Origin of the sequence: Paenibacillus sp. Dod16, assembly GCF_049893405.1 — a bacterium.
Taxonomy (GTDB): Bacteria; Bacillota; Bacilli; order Paenibacillales; family Paenibacillaceae; genus Paenibacillus_AQ.
This window is the reverse complement of record NZ_JBNDYG010000025.1, coordinates 1-22,663: the sequence shown is the minus strand read 5'-3', so window position 1 is coordinate 22,663 and position 22,663 is coordinate 1. Positions and strand designations below refer to the sequence as shown.

General features: G+C 50.8%; 19 protein-coding genes. 7 read left to right on the top strand and 12 right to left on the bottom strand.

What is annotated here, in order from left to right:
• Positions 1–160: 160 nt before the first annotated feature.
• The gene (locus ACPV3A_RS18005; protein ID WP_426200489.1) at positions 161–1,741 is read left to right on the top strand and encodes a sigma-70 family RNA polymerase sigma factor; all 1,581 of its coding nucleotides are present in this window, start codon (positions 161–163) and stop codon (positions 1,739–1,741) included.
• A 163-nt stretch (positions 1,742–1,904) separates the two neighbouring features.
• Here ACPV3A_RS18005 and ACPV3A_RS18000 read toward each other — a convergent pair whose 3' ends face one another.
• Both ACPV3A_RS18000 and ACPV3A_RS17995 read right to left on the bottom strand, forming a co-directional pair.
• On the bottom strand, positions 1,905–2,669 hold the full coding sequence (locus ACPV3A_RS18000; RefSeq protein ID WP_194540105.1) for an SDR family oxidoreductase: 765 nt from the start codon (positions 2,667–2,669) through the stop codon (positions 1,905–1,907).
• A 179-nt stretch (positions 2,670–2,848) separates the two neighbouring features.
• Positions 2,849–3,727 carry a MerR family transcriptional regulator gene (locus tag ACPV3A_RS17995; RefSeq protein ID WP_426200488.1) on the bottom strand — a complete coding sequence of 293 codons (879 nt, stop codon included), beginning with the start codon at positions 3,725–3,727 and terminating at the stop codon, positions 2,849–2,851.
• 183 nt (positions 3,728–3,910) lie between these two features.
• On the opposite strand from ACPV3A_RS17995, the gene ACPV3A_RS17990 reads away from it, so the two are divergent.
• From ACPV3A_RS17990 to ACPV3A_RS17980, 3 genes are all read left to right on the top strand, one after another.
• Entirely contained in the window at positions 3,911–4,366 is a 456-nt protein-coding gene (locus ACPV3A_RS17990; protein ID WP_220687179.1) for an SgcJ/EcaC family oxidoreductase, read from the top strand.
• Positions 4,367–4,389: 23 nt separating this feature from the next.
• Positions 4,390–5,196 carry a phosphotransferase family protein gene (locus ACPV3A_RS17985; RefSeq protein ID WP_220687180.1) on the top strand — a complete coding sequence of 269 codons (807 nt, stop codon included), beginning with the start codon at positions 4,390–4,392 and terminating at the stop codon, positions 5,194–5,196.
• Positions 5,197–5,336: 140 nt separating this feature from the next.
• Positions 5,337–6,005, top strand: a complete 669-nt coding sequence (locus tag ACPV3A_RS17980; RefSeq protein ID WP_426200487.1) for a hypothetical protein — start codon at positions 5,337–5,339, stop codon at positions 6,003–6,005.
• Positions 6,006–6,017: 12 nt separating this feature from the next.
• Here ACPV3A_RS17980 and ACPV3A_RS17975 read toward each other — a convergent pair whose 3' ends face one another.
• The 5 genes from ACPV3A_RS17975 to ACPV3A_RS17955 all read right to left on the bottom strand — a co-directional run bounded on the left by ACPV3A_RS17975 (position 6,018) and on the right by ACPV3A_RS17955 (position 11,688).
• A complete protein-coding gene (locus tag ACPV3A_RS17975) occupies positions 6,018–7,106 on the bottom strand; it encodes a DUF418 domain-containing protein (protein WP_426200486.1) in 1,089 nt (362 codons plus the stop codon).
• Between the two features lie 3 nt (positions 7,107–7,109).
• Positions 7,110–9,041, bottom strand: a complete 1,932-nt coding sequence (locus tag ACPV3A_RS17970) for an FtsX-like permease family protein (RefSeq protein ID WP_426200485.1) — start codon at positions 9,039–9,041, stop codon at positions 7,110–7,112.
• On the bottom strand, positions 9,016–9,786 hold the full coding sequence (locus ACPV3A_RS17965) for an ABC transporter ATP-binding protein (protein ID WP_071220513.1): 771 nt from the start codon (positions 9,784–9,786) through the stop codon (positions 9,016–9,018). The genes ACPV3A_RS17970 and ACPV3A_RS17965 overlap by 26 nt, the downstream gene beginning before the upstream one ends.
• A gap of 193 nt (positions 9,787–9,979) precedes the next feature.
• The gene (locus ACPV3A_RS17960; RefSeq protein WP_426200484.1) at positions 9,980–10,990 is read right to left on the bottom strand and encodes a sensor histidine kinase; all 1,011 of its coding nucleotides are present in this window, start codon (positions 10,988–10,990) and stop codon (positions 9,980–9,982) included.
• The gene (locus ACPV3A_RS17955; protein WP_220687187.1) at positions 10,987–11,688 is read right to left on the bottom strand and encodes a response regulator transcription factor; all 702 of its coding nucleotides are present in this window, start codon (positions 11,686–11,688) and stop codon (positions 10,987–10,989) included. The genes ACPV3A_RS17960 and ACPV3A_RS17955 overlap by 4 nt, the downstream gene beginning before the upstream one ends.
• A gap of 195 nt (positions 11,689–11,883) precedes the next feature.
• On the opposite strand from ACPV3A_RS17955, the gene ACPV3A_RS17950 reads away from it, so the two are divergent.
• Positions 11,884–13,299: a hypothetical protein gene (locus ACPV3A_RS17950; protein ID WP_426200483.1), complete on the top strand. Its 1,416-nt coding sequence runs from the start codon at positions 11,884–11,886 to the stop codon at positions 13,297–13,299.
• 48 nt (positions 13,300–13,347) lie between these two features.
• Here the strand turns inward: ACPV3A_RS17950 and ACPV3A_RS17945 are convergent, their stop codons facing one another.
• The 5 genes from ACPV3A_RS17945 to ACPV3A_RS17925 all read right to left on the bottom strand — a co-directional run bounded on the left by ACPV3A_RS17945 (position 13,348) and on the right by ACPV3A_RS17925 (position 20,902).
• Positions 13,348–14,553, bottom strand: a complete 1,206-nt coding sequence (locus ACPV3A_RS17945) for a Ger(x)C family spore germination protein (protein ID WP_426200482.1) — start codon at positions 14,551–14,553, stop codon at positions 13,348–13,350.
• The gene (locus ACPV3A_RS17940; RefSeq protein WP_194540095.1) at positions 14,550–15,656 is read right to left on the bottom strand and encodes a spore germination protein; all 1,107 of its coding nucleotides are present in this window, start codon (positions 15,654–15,656) and stop codon (positions 14,550–14,552) included. Before ACPV3A_RS17940 ends, ACPV3A_RS17945 begins: the two co-directional genes overlap by 4 nt.
• Before the next feature lie 30 nt (positions 15,657–15,686).
• Positions 15,687–17,354 (bottom strand): spore germination protein, encoded by a 1,668-nt coding sequence (locus tag ACPV3A_RS17935; RefSeq protein WP_426200481.1) that lies wholly within the window; start codon positions 17,352–17,354, stop codon positions 15,687–15,689.
• 225 nt (positions 17,355–17,579) lie between these two features.
• Positions 17,580–19,772, bottom strand: coding sequence for a GH92 family glycosyl hydrolase (locus tag ACPV3A_RS17930; RefSeq protein ID WP_426200480.1), 2,193 nt, complete (start codon positions 19,770–19,772; stop codon positions 17,580–17,582).
• A 35-nt stretch (positions 19,773–19,807) separates the two neighbouring features.
• Positions 19,808–20,902, bottom strand: a complete 1,095-nt coding sequence (locus tag ACPV3A_RS17925) for a GntR family transcriptional regulator (protein ID WP_426200479.1) — start codon at positions 20,900–20,902, stop codon at positions 19,808–19,810.
• Between the two features lie 367 nt (positions 20,903–21,269).
• On the opposite strand from ACPV3A_RS17925, the gene ACPV3A_RS17920 reads away from it, so the two are divergent.
• A complete protein-coding gene (locus ACPV3A_RS17920; RefSeq protein WP_194540091.1) occupies positions 21,270–21,749 on the top strand; it encodes a MarR family winged helix-turn-helix transcriptional regulator in 480 nt (159 codons plus the stop codon).
• A 202-nt stretch (positions 21,750–21,951) separates the two neighbouring features.
• Positions 21,952–22,482: a cysteine hydrolase family protein gene (locus tag ACPV3A_RS17915; protein WP_194540090.1), complete on the top strand. Its 531-nt coding sequence runs from the start codon at positions 21,952–21,954 to the stop codon at positions 22,480–22,482.
• Positions 22,483–22,663 lie beyond the last annotated feature (181 nt).

Here is a 22,663-nt window from a genome sequence, read left to right as displayed (position 1 = left end):
AGAGGAATCGGGTGGTCTGAATCGGGCCCGGGAGGCGCCGGCGAAGGCGATGGAGAATTTTCGATATATCATCCATCCGGTGCAGAATTCTTGAAGAGAGGTAACCTTTTTCGTTCAGATCGGCACTTAAGGGATAGAGACACCATGAAGGGAGGTTTTAGTGAACGTGTTCCAGTGGATTGAGGAAGCCCGGCGGGGCAGTGCGGAGGCCCAGGGAAGCTTGGTCCGGCATTTTACCGGCATGGCGCTGGCCGTAGCCTACGATAAATTGCAGGATCCTTATTTGGCGGAAGATGCCGTGCAGGAGGCCTTTACGGAGGCCTTTGCGAATCTGCACAAGCTGCAGGATCCTCGGCGCTTTCCCGGATGGTTCAAAGTGATCGTGGAGCGGCAGTGCTACAGAGACCGGCGCCGCAAGCAATTGCAGACGTTACCGCTGCATGAGATGGAATTGCCGGCTGGCGACCAGCGGAGCTTGGAGTTTGTCGTGGAAAAGAGAGAGATGATTCGCCAGCTGCATGCCACGATCGCGGATTTGCCGCCCAGCATGCGGATTGCGGTCCAGCTCTATTATTTTCAAGGCTACAGCCTGCGGGAGATCTCACAATATTTGGATATATCCTTGCCGGCTTTGAAGGAGAGACTCTTTGATGCCCGGCGGAAGCTGAAGAACACGCTGCACGTAGCCGACTTTGTATCGGTGTTCACCGATCTGTATGAGGGAGGAAAACGTATGCTGCATATCGTTAACGGGGATTCGGTAGGGGATAAGCTGAAGCAAGGGAACATTCAAGGAGATATCCTGGCGTGGAGGGAGCTATATTCGTTTGGTCCGGTCTTCACGAAGATGGACGAGCCGGATCATCGGAGAACAAGAGCTCGGTATTTGGAGCAAACGCTCGGGATTCCGGAGAAGGAATATATCGAGACCTGCGAGTTGCAGGAGAGGAAGCTACAGGATTTTCGAAAATATGATGAAATCGTGCTCTGGTTTGAGCATGATCTGTTTGACCAGACCATGCTGGCCTACTTGCTGCATTGGTTTAAGGAACAATCACTGGGAAATACGAAGCTGAGTTTGCTGTGCATTGGCGCCTACCCGGGCGTCGAGCTTTTTCGGGGGCTGGGGCAGCTTAGCACGGAGCAGCTCGAGACTTTATCGGGCACATGGCATGCAATTGGAGAAGAAGAGCTTAGGCTGGGCAGCATGTTGTGGGAATGCTATACCTCGGATGGGCCGGAAAGACATCAGCGCATGCTGGAGGTGGATTCCTCGGCACTGCCTTATGCGAGAGATGCGTTCGAAGCCCATCTGGCACGGCTGCCCTCTGTGAACCATGGACTCGGGATCATCGAGAAGACGACGTTAGAGGCTGTAGCGGGCGGAATCCATAAGCCGTATGAGTTGTTCCGAAAGGTAGGTGATAAGCTCCATACACTCGGAATGGGAGATCTGGAGTTCTGGTATTACCTGGCGAAGATGACGGAGGGCCCGAATTCGTTGCTGGTTATCGATGGTACAGCACCGTTTCCGGACTTCAAGCAGGTCGTCCCGCATTTCCAAGACCGGGTGCTGCAAGTGACGAGTGTGGGGCATGGGGTATTAGCCGGGAAGACCGACTATGCCTGCTCCGGAACGATCGATAAATGGGTAGGAGGCCTGCATGTGCGGGGCAAGGCTCCATCATGGCGCTGGGATCCGGAGCGGAAGTCGGTTGCGCGGATAGCTGAATCCGATTGAACAGCAGATATAGGAAAAAAGCGATCTTGAGCAGATTGGCGAATCAGATTAACAGCAGATAAAACATAAGAGCGATCCTTGCTGGCGTTAATGCCCAACAAGGATCGCTTCTTTTTAACATATCAGAAAGGATAAACCTCGGGGGATCTGCTGCCTGATATCGTTACAGATGAGAACCGCCGGTTGCATCGACCATCTGCCCCGTGACCCAGCGCCCGTCGCTTGATGCGAGAAACGCTACGACATCCGCAATATCCGACGGCTGACCGATTCGGCCAAGCGCGGACATCTCAGCGGCATGCTGCTGCCCTTCCGGCGTATGCAGCCATGCAGCATTCACATCCGTATCCACGATGCCAGGGAGAACCGCATTCACCGTGATCCCGCGTGGACCGAGCAGCTTGGCGAGATGCAAGGTGAACGTATTGACGGCTCCCTTGGTGATGTTGTAAGCCATAATATGCGGGTAGGCGATCCGCGTAACGCCGGAGGAAATGTTGACGATGCGCCCGTCGTCACGCAGGAGCGGCAGGGCCTGCTGCACCAAGAAGAACGGTGCTTTTACATTTACGGCAAGCAGCTCATCGAAGCTTTCCTCGGTCGTCTCTTCAAAGGTCTTGGAGGTTCCGATGCCTGCGTTATTCACCAGAATATCGAAACGGTTGTCCCCCGTTACGCGAAGAAGTTCCTCCTTCAGCGAATGAATCAGCCCTTTTACGCCGTCTACCGATTCAAGTTTGGCACCTAAAGCGATAGCTCGCCCACCCTGATCTTGTATGGTCTGGACAACCTGATCCGCCGCATCCCGGCGGGTTCCGTAATGGACAATGACCAGAGCCCCTTCTTCCGCTAACCGAAGCGCGATTCCTTTGCCGATGCCTCGGCTTGCGCCTGTAACTAATGCGATTTTGTTTTCCAATCGTTTCATGAAATCCCACTCCTCTTGTTCGATTTAAAGCTACTGTACACTCTCCTGTTAAGGGGAGAGTCAAGAATTATTCTAGCGTTTTTCATGAACAAAAAGGACATCCGGGGTTACTGCTTCTGCAAGTACGAGTGGAGACGGGGTCGAGGTTCGTTTCGACAGCCTATCACGGGAAGGAAGAGTTACTCCCCGTTACCTTGCAAGGGGATAAGCAATTCCGCAGGGCGCTTCTTGCCGTAGATATCTTTATCCGAGGTGAGATAGATCTCGCGGATCGGCTCCGATTCCGCCTGAACGAGGCCTTGTGACGAAATCCATGCCCTGAGCTCGGGTACGACGGGGCAGGTGTAGGTGTACGGATCACAACGATGTACAAGAGATGCGGCAGATTTCAGCTGCGGCAGAAAGTCCACGCGAATGCGCCCATTAGCAGGTATGTCCCTAGTTATAGGAACTGCGACTTCGATGTCGGCAATGTCGGCATTCCCGCTGCCGTGGTCATGCCAAAGAATGGTTAGCTGCCTGGCCTCCTCTTCTCCATTAGAGACAGCGTATTTCGTAATCTCATCCAGCAAGAGACATAGCTGGCTGCGGGGGACTTGGTCACGAATGAAAGCGGCACGCTGCGATGGGACTTCCCGGATAATGGGACCACTTGGATTCCCTGCTTCGGATCGTTCCAAGCGTGTTATCCTGCTGTTGACCTCATCCAGCTGCAGCTGGAGGGTCCGCATCGCATGCTGAAGCTCCGTCATTTTATCCGCAAGTTTGTTTTTTACGATATCGCTTCCTATATCCTCTTCCAAAAAAGGCTTGAGCTGTTCCAAGGTAAACCCCTGCTCCTTGTAAGCGGCAATCCGCTTGACGGTCAGAAGCTGCTCCTCGGAATAGTAACGGTATCCGCTTTGTTCATCAATATGGGCCGGCTTCAATAGGCCCAGCTCATCATAATATCGCAATGTTTTGATGGAAATGCCGCTGACCTTGGCAAAAGCGCTGATCTTCATCATGCCGGCTGCAACCTCCTTTACGATTCGGTCTCTCATGGATAACGATATCATATCTCGCGCTCCTGCTTACGTAAATAACGCAGTTCGCCGGATCTGAAGGAACAACTCGGTCCCAAGACCGAGTCCGTTTTCATCCCGGGGCGGGAATTCAGTTCGGCCGAATTATCGTACAATATGTTCAAAGAAGATTCGTGATCCCGCTTAAAGAGTAAGAAAGGAAAGGAGATGAGGCTGATGAACGGAACGTACGAGGATCGCCAGGCGATCCAAGCGTTATTCGATTCGCTGTCCAAGGCGTGGGGAGAAGGGAATGGCCGGGCTTATGCGGAATGCTTTACGGATGATGCGGATTACGTCACGTTCAGCGGACAGCACTTGAAAGGCCGCCAAGAGATCGATGAAGTTCATCAGAAGCTGTGGGATGGGGTGCTGCGAGACTCCAAGCTGGTTGCGGGACCAACCTCGACCCAGCTGCGTTTCCTGACCCCGGAGCTTGCGATAGCCCAGGCTACGGGAGCGGTGCAGCTTAGATATCATAAGAAGCCGCCCACCGGCCGCTTTTCCATTAATACCAACGTGCTGATCAAGGTGAACGGGGAATGGAAGATATCCGCATTTCATAACTGCCGGATTCAGAAGCCAGGCTGGATCCAGCGGTTGGTGATGCGTTCGAAATCAAAATCCAGCTGAAGTAGAGAAAGCGGAGGATTGCTTTGAAGAAGGGTTCGCAGATTGGAAAAGGCAGGAGCGCAGAGGTGTATGAATGGGGAGAGTCTCAGGCATTAAAGCTGTATTATGAAGGGTATCGGCCGGAATGGGTGACGTATGAGGCGGAGATGGGCCGCATCGTTGCCGAAGCGGGCGTGCCTGCTCCTGCCGTCTTTGACATGGTGGATATCGAGGGACGAACAGGGCTGGTGTACGAACGGGTTACAGGACCGTCGATGCTGCATCAGGTTCAATCGTCACCGCTTCAGCTATTGAAGTGCGCCCGTGAGATGGCACGGCTCCAGCATGCGATGCATGGCTGCACAACAACCTTGCTGCCGTCGCAAAAAGAAAGGCTGGAGCATGCAATTCTTGATGCAAGCGGCATCCTGCAAGGAAAGGCCCAGGCTATATGCAAGGTACTGGATTCATTTCCGGAAGGCGATTCGATCTGCCATGGCGACTTTCACCCGGACAATGTGATTGTCACCGAGAACGGATGCCGGGCGATCGACTGGAACAATGCCCATGTAGGTAACCCGCTATGCGACGTCGCCAGGACATCGCTGATGTTCCAATCGCCGTTTAACCCGGACGATCAACCGGGCATCCTGCTGCTTCCGCTCCGGATGGCCCGCATGCTGTGGAATAAAGTATATCTGAACGAGTACTGCCGCTTATCCTGTGCGAAGCTGGAGGATATCGACCGGTGGATGCTGCCCGTAGCGGCAGCCAGGCTGAGAGAGGATGTCCCTGGAGAAAGAGAATGGCTGCTGGGTCTAATTGATGATCGGCTGCGTGCATATGCTTGATGGAGATCAGGGCTTCTAAGAACCCATCAAGGCTCCCCGTAACGGGAAAAGTCGCCGAACAATCTCAAAACTTCTAGTTTCAATACGGAACGGGAAGTATAAGGATAGATAGACGACGAAGCAGAAGGTGGGAATCCCTCATGAGCAAATGGAAGGCAAATACCCGAGTTAGCCGTTATGCAGGCATCAGTATTTTATTGGGCGGAGCGCTGTTTGTTACAGCTACACTTATGCACCCGCCGGCTACGGATCCCTGGACGGGTCATCATGTTATTTCGATGATTCCGGACATGCTGATTTATTGGCAATGGGATCACAGCCTGATGCTGGCGGCGATATTATTATGGCTTGGAGGACTGTCTCTCGGGGAGACCATGGCCGGTAGACGCCCGGCTGCGAGGATGGCTGCCCGCTTGTTCATTGCAGCGATTACGATATGGGTGCTCGTGCTCGCGATGGAATTAACCGTTCTCCCGGTGCTGGCCAAGGAGTGGGGTTCGGTGCAAGACCCGGGGACGGCCGCCTTGGGTGTCGGGTTATTTGCTTTCGGCATTATGGCCGGGGATTTTGCCACGATGCTGGCCTGGATCGGAATAAGCCTGCTTAGCATTGCGCTGCTCTCTGAAGAAACTGTGAAACCGGTCATGGCATGGATAGGCATAGCAGCAGGGTTGTGGGGAGCGATTGGCATACCTGCAGCACTGCTGCTTCCGAAACTCGGGGTTATCATCTATCCGATCACCTCAGGTCCGGTGTTTATATGGACACTGATATTTGGCGTTTACATGGTAATAGGGCGAAAAACATAAAAAGCAGGAGACCTATAGGTTTCCTGCTTTTTTGCGAATCGGCACGATCGTCCAATAGGTGCCGCATCTCCACAACCATTCGAGGGGTCCGTATTGGAACCAACGCATCCACAGATTGCTGGCTATGATCTGACAGACCACAATCCCAAGGGAAACGAGTGTAGATACGACATAAGTCGTCGGTGTGGTGTTCAGTATTAGGCGCTGAATACCTACCAGAAAGACGGTTTGTCCGATGTAGTTGGTAAGCGCCATCCGGCCGTATGCCTGTAACGGATACAGTATCTTTGCGCCTAAACGGGTGCACCCCAGCAATAAGAGCGAGCTCAGATAAAATGCAGACACGATAGGACCCGTTGCTACCCCGATGTGTGTCAGAGTTAAGGCTGCTTCCATGGTTGGTGACGGCGATTCGCCTTCTACCTCGAATAGAAACGATGGCATAGGTTCGGAAGGCGCTACCCACCACATGGCGCCGATGGCGAAAATCGTTCCTAACAGAGACAGTACCCAAATCATGCGCAACGAGCGTAATCTTAATCCCTTGTTGATCGCATCAAGTAATCGATATTGGCCTGCAGCTAAACCTAATACGATCAGGAAAGGGATGGTGAGGAGTTTGACGCCCATAACGGCCGCTATAACAAACCCCGCCAATCCGATGAGAAGATTAACCCTCCGCGGAGCCCAATAGAGAGGAACCGCAAGCAGGCCAACAACCGCATAATAGAATAATGCCTCCCCCGATTGATAATGCTGATGTATGAACCCGAGTAGGACCAAGATCGCTAACCGGCGGATATACAGCCGAAGCCTTGGCTTTCCTCCCGCAACAGCGCTTCGGGATAGGAACATGTAGAACCCCAGCCCGAACAGGAACGTGAAGATCGTGTAGAATCGGGCCTCCACGAAAAAGGTAAGCACGCGCTGCAGCCAAAAATCCGCTGAAGTTTCCGGCGTGGCGATGAGCCAAAGCGCCAATACGTTAACAAACGGGAGGCCAAGCAGTGCAAAACCCCTGAACTGGTCTAAAAAGTGCAATCGCCCCTTTCCAGTGGCAGGCTGGCGTTTCATCACGGTCTCATTTTTTACAGGAGCCATTAGTTACACCATCATCCTATTTACAGACTTGATATAACGGGCTCTGGCGATCAGGAAATAAATCATTTGAGCGGCCAAGAATGCCGATGAAGCCGCCAATACAGGACCACTTACGAAAGGAGAATCCAGGTATGCAAGAACCGGGCCGAGCACGACTAAGGACTGCAGGGCTGCAACCAGAATGGGGATAAAGAACAGCACAGCAATCTGAATCGTCGCGGAGATGTTCATCTCACGGGCGCTGAGTCCGATCTTGGACAGGGACCGGTACATCGCCTGGTCAGCTGAAAGCTCCGTATGCAGCTTGAAATACAGGAAGCTGGCGGATGAGATCGAGAAGATTAAGGCGACAAACACCCCGATAAAGCTGAATAATGAAAATCCTTGTTTATTGACGTAATAGTTCTCCGCCCTGGAATCGATAAATCCTTCACTGATTGTACTTCTGTTCCATTCCGACAACTCAAGGCCGAGCTTGGTTTCAGGATCATCCTTCTGAGGGAGCCCTTGCGAATCGGGAAGAATAAACGGATACGTATAACTCACACTGATTTCATCTGCTTTGTTCCCGCCCCTTAGTTCTTCAAACATGGTGTCCGTAACGACAAGCAATCTGCCGCTGTATACCAAAGCCGCAATCCGGTCTGTGCGGTTCTTCAAGATGAAAGAGTAGGGTTGACCGGATAATTCGATATCCGCTTCCGTTAGCTTCCCTTGACTCTTCTTCGCTGCATTCGGCGTTTCCGCCAGTAAGGCTTCATTCTCGCCGAATGTCCCGGCCGGCTTGGTATTTATCAAAGCAGCCAAACGGTCGTATTGGGATTGCGGGATGATGTGTAAGGAGTCCTCTCCATTCGCTGACAAGCGATAATAGATGGTTTCGACCTCCGCCCGTTTATACTCCAGCCCTTCTGTCTGCAGATGATTTTCAATCAGGGCCAACTCATCCTGCACTTTAGTCTCGTCGGCGATATAGCTGTAGCTGTAACTAAGCGCATACGGGTTATCTACATACACCGATTTGATCGATTGCTGCATAGCCAGTACGAAACCGGTGCTCATGGAAGCCAGTGCAACCACAACCGTGACCAGAAACAGCATGCGGGCATTATCCTTAATCTTGTAACTCATTTCGGAAATCCATAGCAGGTTTGTTCCTTTCCAGGTGGCCCTGCGATTTCGCTGCAGCATACGGACAATCCACACGGATAGCTGGGAGTAGAAGAAATACGTGCCCATAATGCCGGTTACCGCGGCAATGATCAGTGCCACAGGATCTAACTCTTTGACGCGAAGGACGGTGAAGCCGATGGTAAGCAGCACCACGCCCAAGAGGGCCAGGAACAGATTGGCTCTCGGTTCGGTTTTCGGTTTGCTGGTGCCTTTGAGAAGCTCCAGGACTTGATTCTTCCGGATAAATAACAAGGTGAAGAGCGAAATGACGAGAAACAGCGCAGCGAACGCACCGGCGGTAAGCAGCATCGCTTTAACCGGCCAATAGAACGGCAGCTCGTCCATATCGATGACTTTGGTGCTGATGAGCAGGAATACTTTGGATAACAGCATTCCGCTGGCGATGCCCGTTAGGATGGCAATGGCGCCAATCAGAATGTTCTCCAGGAAGATCAGCCAATTGATCTGTTTGGCTTCAGCTCCGAGGATGGTCAGAATGCCGAACTCCCGGTTCCGCGACTTCAGAAAGACGCTGATCGAATACAGCACGAATAAGAACGCAAACACGTAGACGATGACCGTGGCGATTGTCATTCCCGTACGCGTCATCGTGCCCATAGGCGAATTCTCAATGGCCGGATGATAGATGAATACCGCATACGTAAAAAAGATCATGACCATGAACGAGCTGCTGAGCAGGTAAGCGAAATATTGACGTGCGTTACGCCGGACGTTGTTAAACGCGAATTGAGGAAAGCTCACTTGTATTCCCTCCCCAGAACGATAGCGTATCGATGATTTTTTGGAAAAAGGCCTGCCGGTTCTCTCCGCGGTGAATTTCGGCGGCCAACTTGCCGTCTTTAATAAAAACGATGCGGTTGCAATAGCTTGCAGCGAGAGGATCATGCGTAACCAGCATTAATGTGGTACGATCCCGCTCGTTAATCTCGGCTAATGACTCCATCACGATCCGTGAGGAGTTGGAATCGAGTGCGCCTGTAGGCTCATCCGCAAGCAGTAACAGCGGCGCGCTGATGATAGCCCTGGCAATCGCGGTGCGCTGTCGTTGACCTCCCGAAATCTCGTACACGCGTTTATTCAGAATTTCGCGGATGCCAAGCCGTGAAGCGGTTTGCTGCAGCAGCGACTCCATGTCCTTGAGCGGACGGCGGTCCAGCGTAAGCGGAAGCACGATGTTCTCGGCAACGGTTAACGTATCGAGCAGGTTGAAATCTTGAAACACAAAGCCGAGCTGTCTGCGGCGGAAGTGGGCAAGCTCGCTTTTTTTCATGGTGTAAGGATTTTTGCCCCCGATCTTGACCTCGCCCGAGCTTGGACGATCGATGGTGGATACCATGTTCAGCAGGGTGGTTTTGCCGCTGCCTGAAGGGCCCATGATGCCGACGAATTCTCCTTCTTTGATAGTGAGATGAATATCGGTAAGAGCTTGTGTCGCCACTTTGCCCGCATATACTTTGTTTAATGCTTTTACTTCAAGAATATCCATAAACCCAGAAGCTCCTTTCTGTATACCTTATTAGTGTAGCCTAACTCTATCGTATACTGACCTGGCCCTGCTATGGATTTAGGTGAAAGGGAGCTTACAACTACCATAAGGTTATGTTCGTATATTCTGTTCGTATCTTAAGATTACCGGCGCGAGGTTTGTGGTCTATTCCCCCGATACAAAGAAGACACACCTAAGTTCCAGATGTGTCTTGGTTTTCGGCTCTGCGCATTGTCAAAGTAACGGTGGTTCCCTCGCCCAACTTGGATTCCAACTCAACGGAGTGCTCCAGCTTATGGGTGATTTCACGGACAAGATACAGGCCCATGCCGGTGGATTCATGATATTGCCGACCGCGCTCTCCGGTAAAGTAGGGATGGAACACCCGGTTGATGTCCTCCGGTGCTATGCCGATTCCCTCATCGCGGATATGGAGTTTGATGTGTTTCCCCGCTGCTTCTGCGGTTAATTGAATCTTCTTGCCGGGGCTGCCCGAGTAGTTCACGGCGTTCGTCAATATCTGACCCAGCATAAAACGAAACCATTTGGCATCCGTATAGACGGAGATCCGATCATCGATTTGGAACACCGGCGTAACCCCCTTACGAATGAACAGCTTGCGGTTCTCGACCACGGATTCGCTTACCGCAGCACGAAGCCCGATGGCTTCTACAGCAAAATCCTGCTCGAACCGGTCCAGGCGCGCGGTGTACAGCACCATTTCAAGGCCTTTGCGAATACGATCAAGCTCTTCCCGAATATGCTCGGCGGGTGCCTCTTCGACTTCATCGAGCGTCAGCTGAATAACCGACAGCGGGGTCTTCATCTGATGTACCCAGCGGTTGACGAAAGCGAGATGCTGGTCGGTTTGGCTTTGATGCCGATGCAGCTGTTGGCGGTATAAGCGCTCATAATGGCCGATCCGCTCGTGTATCGCTTCCGGCAGTGGCGCTTCGCCCAGGGGAGGGCTTAAGAATTCCTTCTCCGAAAGCTTCTCAGAAGAAAGCTCCCGATACATCGTGCGATGGGAAAGATACCGGTAAGCAAGATAGAGAAGCAGCACGACACTGCTTAACAGCACACCGTATAGTACGACAGTAAAGGGCCTGCCTTCACCGGTAAGCCAGTACAGCAGGGGGACAAGCAGCATTTGAACGGTAAAAAACAGTATGAGCGGGAGATGCTCCCGCATGAAAAGTTTCATGGGGTCTCCCTGCCCGTCATGAACCGGTAGCCTGCTCCCCGGACGGTTTCGATAAGATCTCCGGCGCCCAGCTCACGAAGCTTGCGACGAACCCTTGTAATATAAACATTTAACGTATTGTCATCAATGAAGTGCTGATCCTCCCACATCAGGTCCAGCAGCCGCTCGCGGCTGACCACACGGCCCTCTTTTTCCATCAGCATCGTCAGCAGGGCTGCTTCCTTTTGGGTAAGCTCGGCTGATTCGTCTCCATAGGTCACAACGAATCGCTCGGGATAGATGATAAGACCGGCGCTTTCGATGGTATGCTCATCCTCCTGGCCGGAGGCATAGGCACCGACCGCACGGCGCAGGTGGCTGCGGATTTTCGCCAGAACAAGCTCCATGTCAAACGGCTTCGTAATATAATCGTCCGCCCCGTTTTCCAAGGCCATAATCTGATCCATGCCGCTGTCTCGGGCCGAGATGAAGATGATCGGGCAGTGCGATTGGGTACGGATTTGCCTGCACCAATAGAATCCGTCGAATTTCGGCAGATTGACATCCAGCAGAACAAGATCCGGCTTCGTATCCGCAAAAATGTCCATCACGCGGCTGAAGTCTTCGGTGATCCGTACGTTGAAATCATATTTGGAAATAGCCGATCTTAATTTATCCGCGATTCGTTCATCGTCTTCCACAATCAGGATGGTATACACGGTTCCAGCTCCTTTGAACTCCTAAACTACATTATGTACTTACTATACCGAATTGGAGAGGGCGTTGGAAATCCAGAGGTTCATGTTTCTGAACGGAAGGTAACCAATTGTACGATCCCAAATTAACCTTTGCCCAGGCCCATGCATAAGATGTAGTCACATCAAACCTGCTGCCTGGGAAAGGGCGTGATTCATATGGGGATTCATTTAACCGCGATTCACTGGGTGTATCTGGCGTTTATCGTCCTGATCATGACGCTGTTGATTCGGCGGCGCGATACGGCGCTTGTTTGTATTACCGGAATATTTGCGCTTGGCCTTCTGGCAACGGAAACGCTGAGCGGCTCGGTCTCCGGTGTGTTTGATTCATTCATCTATGCGACCAAAGAGCTGATGGGCACCATCATGATTATATCCATCATCGTGGCGATGAGCAGGGTCTTGATCAAGACGGGGCTCAACGAGACGATGGTGGCTCCGTTAACCCGCTTTCTGCGTACTCCCGCGATGGCTTACTGGGGCATCGGAATCATTATGATGGTAACGTCCTTTTTCTTCTGGCCGTCACCAGCAGTTGCGTTAATTGGTGCGGTCTTGCTCCCTGTGGCTATCCGTGTGGGTTTGCCGGCTCTCGGTGCGGCGGTGGCAATGAATCTGTTCGGGCACGGCATTGCGTTATCGGGAGACTATATTATCCAGGGGGCGCCCAAATTAACCGCGGATGCGGCTGGATTGCCTGTATCCAGTGTCATGGCTGCCAGTGTGCCGCTCGTGATCGTGATGGGACTTGTAACAACCGTGGCGGCATTCTGGATGATGCGCAGAGATCAGCGGAACGGCAGCTGGAGAGATGGACTGGTAACCATTAAAAACACGGGAGACACGCTCACCACGCATACCGAAGAGGATGAGGCTGTTGCGGCCATATCCCCGGCTATGAAAAAATGGTTGGCTATCGTCATTCTGCTGTTGTTCGCAGCAGATGTTGTCGTCATGTTCATCCTAAAGCTGCAGGGCGGAGATGCAACGGCCTTGGTCGGCGGCACAGCCATCCTGATCCTCAGTGTCATTGCCCTGGTCGCTCATCGTAACCGGGGATTGGAGAAGGTCACCTCTTATTTGATCGAGGGATTCATGTTTGGATTCAAGGTATTCGGTCCTGTCATTCCTATCGCGGCGTTCTTCTATTTGGGGGATGCGGCATTTACCGATTTATTCGGTAAAGTGCTCCCGGAAGCATCCCATGGCATCGTGAACGACCTGGGGGTTGCCCTCGCGAATGCGGTGCCGCTGAACGGCGCGGTAGGTTCGGTAACGTTGACGATCACCGGTGCCATTACGGGTCTGGACGGTTCGGGTTTCTCCGGTATCTCGTTAGCCGGATCGATCGCGCAGCTGTTCGCTACGGCTATCGGCTCAGGTGCGGCTACACTGACAGCGCTTGGGCAGGTTGCCGCCATCTGGGTAGGCGGCGGCACGCTCATTCCGTGGGCGTTGATTCCGGCTGCAGCCATCTGCGGAGTCAGCCCATTCGAGCTGGCAAGGCGAAATTTGAAGCCGGTGCTGCTGGGTCTGGCCGCTACTACAGTCGTAGCGATGTTTCTGGTGTAATCAACAGCGAGAACTTAAAGAGCGCTGACCGTCATTGTCAGCGCTCGTTTAATCTGTTGAGGAACCGAAGTCCGTGATTCGCATGTTTACTTCATACGTAATGGGGATATGACTGAAGGTTTCATCCCAATTCTCCTGCACCTTCTTCCACACTTTCGGATGTTTGATGCGGATTTCATTGCCAAAACCCCCAACGTCCACATGATAGACATGCTGCATTTTGTTCAGGACCTGTTCGATCTGTTTACGGGCCTCTTCTTCAAACTGCTGCTCCATCTCTGAGATGTATCCACCCGATGAGGGAATTTCCGGAAAGCTCCAATCCTCGATTAGTCTGCCTTCTGCATTAACCTTGATATGAAATGAAATGTCGTCTCCCTGAACCTTTGGTATGATGGTGCTGTGGGATTTCTTGGGTTCAAAGGTTACGGTATGGCCGGTCTTCGGCGCATACGTCTTCAGCGCGCCTCCCATCACGTCTGCCGTAATCCAAGACAAGCCTTCCAGGTCATATTGGCTTAATTCCCCGATCCATTTCTTGGTCTTGCCTTTGAAAATGGCGGCTCCTGAGAATTTATGCTCGCTTTGAGCGGTAACGACATTTTGTAACAGGAAGCTTTCCCCGGATTGCATGGCGCTGTCAAGCTTAATGAGTGTCACGGGCGGGATGATTTTGTTGGAACGATAACGGTTATCCACGAGTCCCATCAAGTAAAAAGCAGGGATCTCCCCGGGTTCAGTAGAGCTTAACGCTTCAAGCGCGCTTCGGTGGCTGACCACCACTAGGCAGCTGGGGCGGATATCATTATCGCGGAGAATAAAGTCAAATACCTGTTCCAGGCTGTACCTTTTGGCTAATTCGCTAGAAACCACGATGACCTTCAGATGATGGCCGATAAGCGGCCGGTCTCTACGTAATGCAAATTGGCGAAAGATTTGAATGATGGAGTCGCCCGTCAACTGTTCGTTCAGGTAGGCCTTGCTTGGCGATGAAGAACTGGAACCTCCTTGCTTCTCGTTCTTTCCCGCAATTGGGGGTACGATCTGAACCGTTGCCGTCAGTACTTTCTTCTTCGGATAGGTTGCTCCTTGTTTATTGATATCTCGTTCGAAACTGGATTCATTCGCTGTATCGAGTCCCAATCCAACATAGACGCTGACATCCTCGATCTCGTTGCTGCTCCAGCAGCCGGTAGTCAGAAACAGCAGGATGCTGGCCGTCCATAGTGACGTAAATCGTAAATACCTGTTCATTTCGGCTTCACACCTTTCTTACGGGCGATGCTGATCAGAAGCAAGAGTAATGGTAAAGCGCCAAATAAGTAGATAGAGGCATTGCCTACCACATCTCCCAGCTTGAATGTTTCCGATACGTCCTTCGGAATCATCGCGATGAGGAAGATGACAGGAAGCAGGATAAAGAGAAAGGGCCGTATTTTCGTCTTAAGCAGCTGGGACCATCCTAACGAGGCTGCGTAATGCGTTATCGCAAAGGTCGAGAATATTTGCATGATCCAGATGACAAGCAGCAGGGACTCAAAACGTTCGAATATCAGTCCCTGCATTTCAAAACTCCGCATTAAGTCCAGTGTCGGCCATGTTCTTGTTTCAACTCCGTTTATGGACAGCCCGCCAATAACCATAATGACGGTGATTAAATAGATAACCAGGGGAACCGTAATGCCAACGAGCATGGCTTTGGTGCCTTTTTTGGGAGACTTCATAAACGCCATGGCAACAAACATGATTTCGTAACCCGTAAAAGATAGCAAAGATGGCTTTAACCCCCGAATCACGGGCATAAACCCTGAGCCGAGTACCGGCCTTAAGTTTTTGATATCAAAAATATTGCTGCTCAACAGGATAGCTATGAGGAAAAAAACCAGCGTAATCGGTAGAATGATCTCGCAGATTCTGGCGATGCTGTTGATCCCCCCGGTGGTCAAATACAGGCCGATCCACATAAAGGTCATCACGATGGCCCAGACGGGTGTGCCTTCCAGCAGATATAACCCCGTTACCTCCGCCATAATCCGGATCTCAAAAGCGGCGATGATAATGAAATAACCAATAAACAGCAGGCCTAGAACAAAAGCCAGCCATTTCCCGGTGATCTCAGGTACAAATTGAAACCATGTTTTCCCTTGAAATCTTCGGCATAACGACACAACGATCATTCCTGCCAACAGGATGATCAAACCGGAGATGAGAATCGAGATCCACACATCCGGCGTTTTGGCAGCCTCTACCGTCGTTCTGGGAAGTGTCAGAATACCGGCACCCAGCATGTAGTTAATGATCATGACGGCAGCTTGAGACGTGGTGATCTGGTCATGGGTGTTATTTGAGCTGCTCATGGTCCTCGCCTCATTTCGTGCTTAGGATGATTAATTTCTGCGGTCAGGGTCGTTCGGTTTTAACATTCGAGGTCGTTTCTTCATCACTTTCAGCGGAAACCGAATGAGGAAGTCCTTCAAGTCACTGATGCCGTAAGGCACCATTGGACTTGCATAAGGTACGCCGAAGCTCTTCAGTATGACCAAATGACTGCAGAGAAGAAGGAAGAACATCACGACGCCATATAGTCCAAGCACTGCCGCAAAGAACATCGCGGTAAACCGAAGAACGCGCAGTGTAATGCCGGCACTGTAGACCGGGATCGTGAAGGAAGAGATGGCGGTTACGGCTACGACAATAACGAGAAACGGACTGACAATACCAGCTTGTACGGCAGCATCGCCAATAATCAGACCGCCTACGATGCCCATCGCAGGCCCGATGGGTTTCGGGAGCCGGATCCCGGCCTCCCGCAATATTTCAATGGCGATTTCCATGATGAGCGCTTCGATGATTGAGGGAAAGGGCACGCCTTGCCTGGTTTCAATGATCGTTAGCGCCAGCTTGGTTGGAATCAGCCCGGGATGAAATGAAATAAACGAAATGTAGAGTGCCGGAGCCAGAAGTGCCAGCAGGGCGGAGAGAAAACGCAATAAGCGGACAAAGGATCCCGAGATCCATCTCTCGTAGTAATCCTCCGGCGACTGCAGCAGCATGCTGAACGTGACAGGGACGATAAGAGCATACGGCGTGCCGTCAAGCAGGATAGCTACTCGCCCTTCCAGTAAAGCCCCGATCACCCTATCGGGTCTTTCCGTGTTCTGCACTTGCTGAAAAGGACTCATGACATTTTCCTCAATCAATTGCTCGATGTATCCTGACTCGAGAGGGTCATCAATTTCGAGTTTCTGAATTCGCGTAACGACCTCCTCGACTAGCTTCGGGTCGGCAATATCCTTCATATAGGCAATGATCAGATCCTTTTTCACGCGGTTCCCAACCTCAAATCGGGTGAGCAGAAGGCTTTCGTTTTTTCCGTGAAGCCGCAGTAATCCTGTATTGTCTGCCAATCTCTCGGTAAACCCGACACGCGGGCCTCGAAGAAGTGCTTCGGATAGAGGTTCCTCCAGATTTCGGCTCTTCCCCTTGGCAGAACCAACCAGGAAGGCGCCTTGCATTCCATCTACCAATAATCCGGTTGTTCCCGCAAGAACAGACTGTACGAGTTCCAGTAATCTAGCGGTATGTTTAATTTCGCTTACAGGGAGCATCTGGCTGCTGATATAGGCTTTGATCGTATCGCTTGAACGATTGAACTGTTCCTGCTCCGCTTCTGGAATTCCCACCAACATGAGGGGCCTTATAAGGTGGGTGTCCATAAGATCATTGTTTATCAATCCGTCGACAAAAACGATGGCTGCCCGCGTTCCCGTTCCCCGGATCGTAAATTCTCTGATTTCTACGTCCCCGTTGTTACCGATTGCTTTACGGACGGATGTTAAATCTGCATCGTAAAGCCCCGTTAAGAGAGCCTGAGGCGAAACGCTATCCTCTCTCTCAGGGGGAGAGGGCTTGTTCGGTTTGAGGGAGTAACTCGAATTAATAGATTTCCGAAACCAATGGGTTAACGCCAGCATGAGGAAGGGTACCAGTACGAGTAGTAAAGCTTGAACCCAAATCGTCCACTTCGGAATATAGGATACAATTACTGACCACAATGAAAGTCACCCCGCAATTTTTTAGCAATAGATCATAGTGTGAATCAAGTGTATTGTTACCCGAGGTGATCTTGAAAATTCCTGTTATTTGAATATCAGGAAGAATACCCTGCGCCGTTGAAGTTATATAACCAATTGCTGAAAAACGGGATAACAAAAAGGGGCATCCCCAGGCCGCTGTCCTGATGGGGATACCCCTTACATATATGAACTAAGCTGTGATCGTTACTTCTTCGATATCGAGAACGGGAGCTCATCAGAGCTGTAAGCACGGTAGCTTGGAGCCAGCCCGAGACGGAAATCGAGGGACTTGCCTGCCAGAATATCCTCATGCGTAATGTACAGTTTGGTGTAATCCTGTCCTTCCAATTGAACGCTGGCCACGAAGTTGGACTGCGGATTGTTGTTGTCGGTATGAATCAACATCTGTTTGCCGTTTGGCAGCTCAATACTCACGCTGTCGAATAACGGGATGCCGAGCACATATTCATTACTGCCCGGACATACCGGATAGAAGCCCATGGAGCTAAACACATACCATCCGGACATGCTGCCGTTATCCTCGTCCCCCGGGAAACCGTCAAAGCCGCTGTTGAACAGGTTCGACATCAGCTGTTTGAGGACGACCTGGGATGATGCGGGCTGCCCGACATAGTTGAACAGATAAGGAATATGGAAGCTTGGCTGATTGGATATCGCCAGCTGGCCATAGTCGATGGCAGCCATCTCACTCATCTCATGAATTTCAAAGCCGTAGCCCCGTACGTCGAAGTCCGGTGCTTTGTTGCACAATTCGGTGATTTTATCGAAAAAACGTTTCTCCGAACCATACGCCTCGATCAAGCCTTGGAAATCCTGGAATACGGCAAAGCTGGTCTGCCAGGCGCTTCCCTCGGCATAATCAAGCCCCCAGCTCGTATCGTTGAAATCCGGACGGAATTGGCCGTCCTGATCCTTGGCCCGCATAAACCCGGTTTCTGCATCGAAAATATTTCTGTAGTTGAGCGCGCTTTGTCTGTATTGGTTTGCAACATCCGATCGGCCCAAGACATCGGCCACGCGGCTGATGCAGTAGTCGCTGTATGCGTAATCCAGCGTGTGGTTCACGCTCTCGTGATAGCTGCTTGGAACATAACCGTACTTGATGTAATCCAGCGTTCCTTGCCGTCCATAACAATTCTGTCCGCTCTGCGTGGTGGCTGCGGTCAGCATGGCTTCCAGCAGTTCCGGCAGCAGGTGCTGAGCCAGTCCCTTAGCCGCCGCATCCGCAATGACGGCGTCAATAAGCGTGCCTGGCATCAGCCCGCGCTCATCCGGGGACAGCCATTTTGGCAGGAAGCCGGTCTCGCGGTAGGAATTCAGGAAACCTTCCAGCATTTCCTCATATTCCTTGGGCGCGATGATGGAATAGAGCGGATATACGGTTTTGTAAGTATCCCAGAAGCCGTTATTGGTATAGAGAATGCCCTTTTTGACGGATCGGGCCGTAGTGTCGTAATGTACCGGCTCCATGTTGGCATCCAGCTCATAAAACTTCTGTGGGAACAGGAACATGCGGTACAGGCAAGTATAGAAGGTGCGCATATATTCTTCGTTCGAGTGAGTGACCCGGATTTTGTTCAGGTAATGATTCCAGGCTTGTGCAGCCAGTTCCTTCTGCTCATCCAGGGATATGTCAAGCTCACGCTCAAGGTTAAGCTCTGCTTGCTCCAGGCTAATAAACGACGTCGCCAGTTTAACATCCAGCACGTCTCTTTCACAGTTTTTGAAACGAATGACGACATGCTGGTCGACTCTGCCAAAAGCAACCGCAGGGAAGAACTTGCCTTCTTCGTTGTAATAACCTGTTGTAGCAAGATCTATGTCCTTGCTAAAGCTCATGGCTACGTACATACGGAACCCGTCATCGTGACAGCCTGCGAAGTTGCTGACATAGCCAGTTAATTTGCGCTGGGCTGCATCCAGTCGGAACTCGCTTATGTTATTAACATTCAGGACAAAGCCTGCCTGCTGCCCGGAATTGTACTTCATACGCATTGCCGCACCGTAGGTGCTGGGAACCAGCTCCGTGGTGATGTTATAACGCTGCTGCTTCACTCTGAGATAGTGGGGTTTGAATGTCGCTTCTTCAGGCCGGTAGGAGCTTTGACAGGTGAAGACGGACCCTCTGATTTTGTCGTCCGCAATCGGAGTCATCAGGAAGTGGGCGAAATCGCCCATCCATGGACTTGGCTGGTGTGTCAGGCGAATGCCTTGGAAGACGCGGTCATTAGGGTTGAAGAACCAGCTTCCTTCGTTTTTGGTCTGGACGACATAATGGTTCATACCGAAAGGTACACCCATATAAGGGAGCGCATTCCCGTTGGAATAGGTATATTGGTTGTTGGTGCCTTGCCTTGTATCGATATAGTTCAGCATGTAAAAGTCTCCTTTGGTTTTTAGAAATAGGCGTGTTACAGCTTCTTCACGGTCTGTCGTTCAATGAGACGAACGGGAACCACGGTATTCTCATGCGGGTGATCCTGGGGATTCTCGATCAGGGTGATAAGGCTCTGTGCAGCCTGATACCCCATCTGTCCGAAATCCTGGGATATGGTGGTCAGCTTGGGTTCAACGAAGCCCGCGAGATGAATGTTGTCAAAGCCCACGATGGAGAAATCATCCGGTACCGACAGGCCCAGCTCTTTGGCAATCTGAATGATCTCGATCGCGATGAGGTCATTCTCGGCAACAATACCCGTAATTCCTTGCGTCACAACGGCTTGAATAAACTGAATATAGTATTCTCTGCCGTTGTCGTTGTCATGGGTTAAGTACCGGTCGGTCAAGTCATTGACGCTGTAATCGATCAGTTTGTAATCATACAAAGCTTTCAAATAGCCGAAATACCGCTCCCGGATCGAGGAAGAGTTCTCTACCTTCAAGGAGGAGATAAAGGCGATCTTCTTATGATTATTCTCGATCAGATGTTTGGAGGCCTGATACCCGCCGCCGAAGTTGTCGGAGACAACCGAACGGAACGGAATCCCTTCAATGCATTTATCCATCGTCACCAGCGGGTACTGTGCCAGGTGATACTGATACAGAATGCCAAGATCCGAGATGCTGCTTATCGGGTAGAGAATCAGCCCCGAATTGGCGCTTTGAAGCGCGGCTTCCAGCAGCTTCCGCTGTCCGACAATCGTATTGGACTGAATGTTCAAAGTGTAGTCGGTCGTTGCGAGATATTCGTTGATGCCTTTTTCGTAATCACCAAGTCCCGGGTTATGAGCGAATGGCAGAATCAGCAGGATCTCCTTATTCGTCTTGCTCAGGTGCCTTTGAGGGGCTTTGTCTGTGCTCACGAAGCTTCCCTTACCTTGGATCCGGTAGATCAGCTTGGCATTCTCCAGCTCGGTCAGCGCCCTCTTCGAGGTGATCCGGCTGACGTTGTATTCCTTCGAAATCTCGGCTTCGGTTGGAAGCTGATCTCCAGCCTGGAGCTCTCCGGATTCAATCTTGGCCGTTAAAGCATTTACGATATGTTGATATAGTGGAATTTGTTCCATAGCGGATCCACTCCCTGAATTTGATATATCATTTTGTGGCGTTTATGTCAAAGTCTAATGATACATTTAATAAAAAGTTACAGTTGTTATGTTTGAATGCACAAAAGGAATACACTGCTCGGGTGCATATAGTTTAAAGATTCTATGTCCATAGTATCGTGTCCATGGATATATTTCAAGATTAGACGCTTCCAACGCCAATAAATTGGAGAGAATAAATTGGTATATATAACAAACGGATAAAGATGTTAATTGTTATATCAAATATTCATAACTGGTTATCGCCTTGCCTGCGGGCGTTGATTTGACAGCCTATCACTTGAGTGATAAATTGACTGTGATTAGGGTAGGGAGGTGAATGGAGTCAATGAAACAATTGGGATTTCATCAGGAGAACCGATTAGCTATGCTGTCCTGGATTCGGATCACCCGTTTTCAACAGATCGGCAATCACCTCTCGAATGAGTTCTTACAGCCGTTCTGCATCACGGTTGCCCAATTCGACGTTTTGATCCAGGTCTTCGCGCACCAACCTTTATCACAGCAGGAGCTGGCCGAATATCTTTCCATTAGCGGCGGCGGTGTCTCCCATATGGTAAAACGGCTGGAGAAGCTGGATCTGATTGTCCGCAAGCAGGATTGGAAGGTAAAGTATATCTCGCTAACGGATAAGGGACAGGCCCTGCTGGAAGAAATTATTCCGCTGCTGTCGGATTTCCAAACCTCTATGTTCGACGTTCTGGATGAACAGGAGTTACAGCAGCTTTACAAGACGATGAGGAAGCTTCATCAGCATAATGGAAAGAAAAAGTCGGCACACCCGAGGGTTATCGTCGAGGAGGAGTAGCTGAAGGTTGCCTTGGCTGCTAGTTATCGGCTTTACGAAGGGAGCCAAAGAAGACGCAGGGGAGTCCTAAGAGAGGGATTCCTTTTTTGTGCGAAATGAGTTCATTTTTTAATGAGAGATCTAAATTTTTATATACATCATAAGAACGTTCGTTCTATAATGAAATCGATGAGTACATGAATCGTACAGGAGGGTGTTGTAGTTGAAGAAGAGTGCGCTTTTGGTCATTGATGTACAGAATGAGATGTTTCAAGTGAATGATCCGGTGTTTGAAGGGGATCGATTGCTCCACAATCTCAAGCAGCTGATCGCAAAAGCCAGAAGCGGCGGCATTCCTATCCTCTACATACAACATAATGACGAAGGTTTGATGGCAGGGTCGGAGGCGTGGAAGATTAACCGTGAGATTGCGCCTGCGATGTCGGATACGATCATTCAGAAGACCAGACCGGATTCATTCTATAACACCTCACTTGAAGAGAAACTGAAGCAGCAAGGCATAGAACATGTGATTCTTGCAGGTATGCAGAGTGAGTTATGCGTAGACACCACGTGCAGGAGAGCGTCCAGTTTGGGCTATGATGTCACGCTGGTATCCGATGCACACAGCACCTGGAACAATTCGGTGTTAACCGCGCAGCAGATCATAGATCATGTGAACGCTACCCTGAGATGGTTTGCCGACGTGAAGACAACAGAAGAAATCCTCATTACGAAAGAAGCCGGCGTGTAATGAACTGCACCCCAATTGTTAGACACATCTAACAGTTGGAGGTGCAGTTGTTTTATGACTAAATTTACTAAGGATAGCAAATTGGCATTAATTCAAGGGTATGACATAGCAAATTGGCATTAATTCAAGGGTATGACTCTGATCTTCTATCTCAGACCGAATACGCAAATCAAATGGGCGT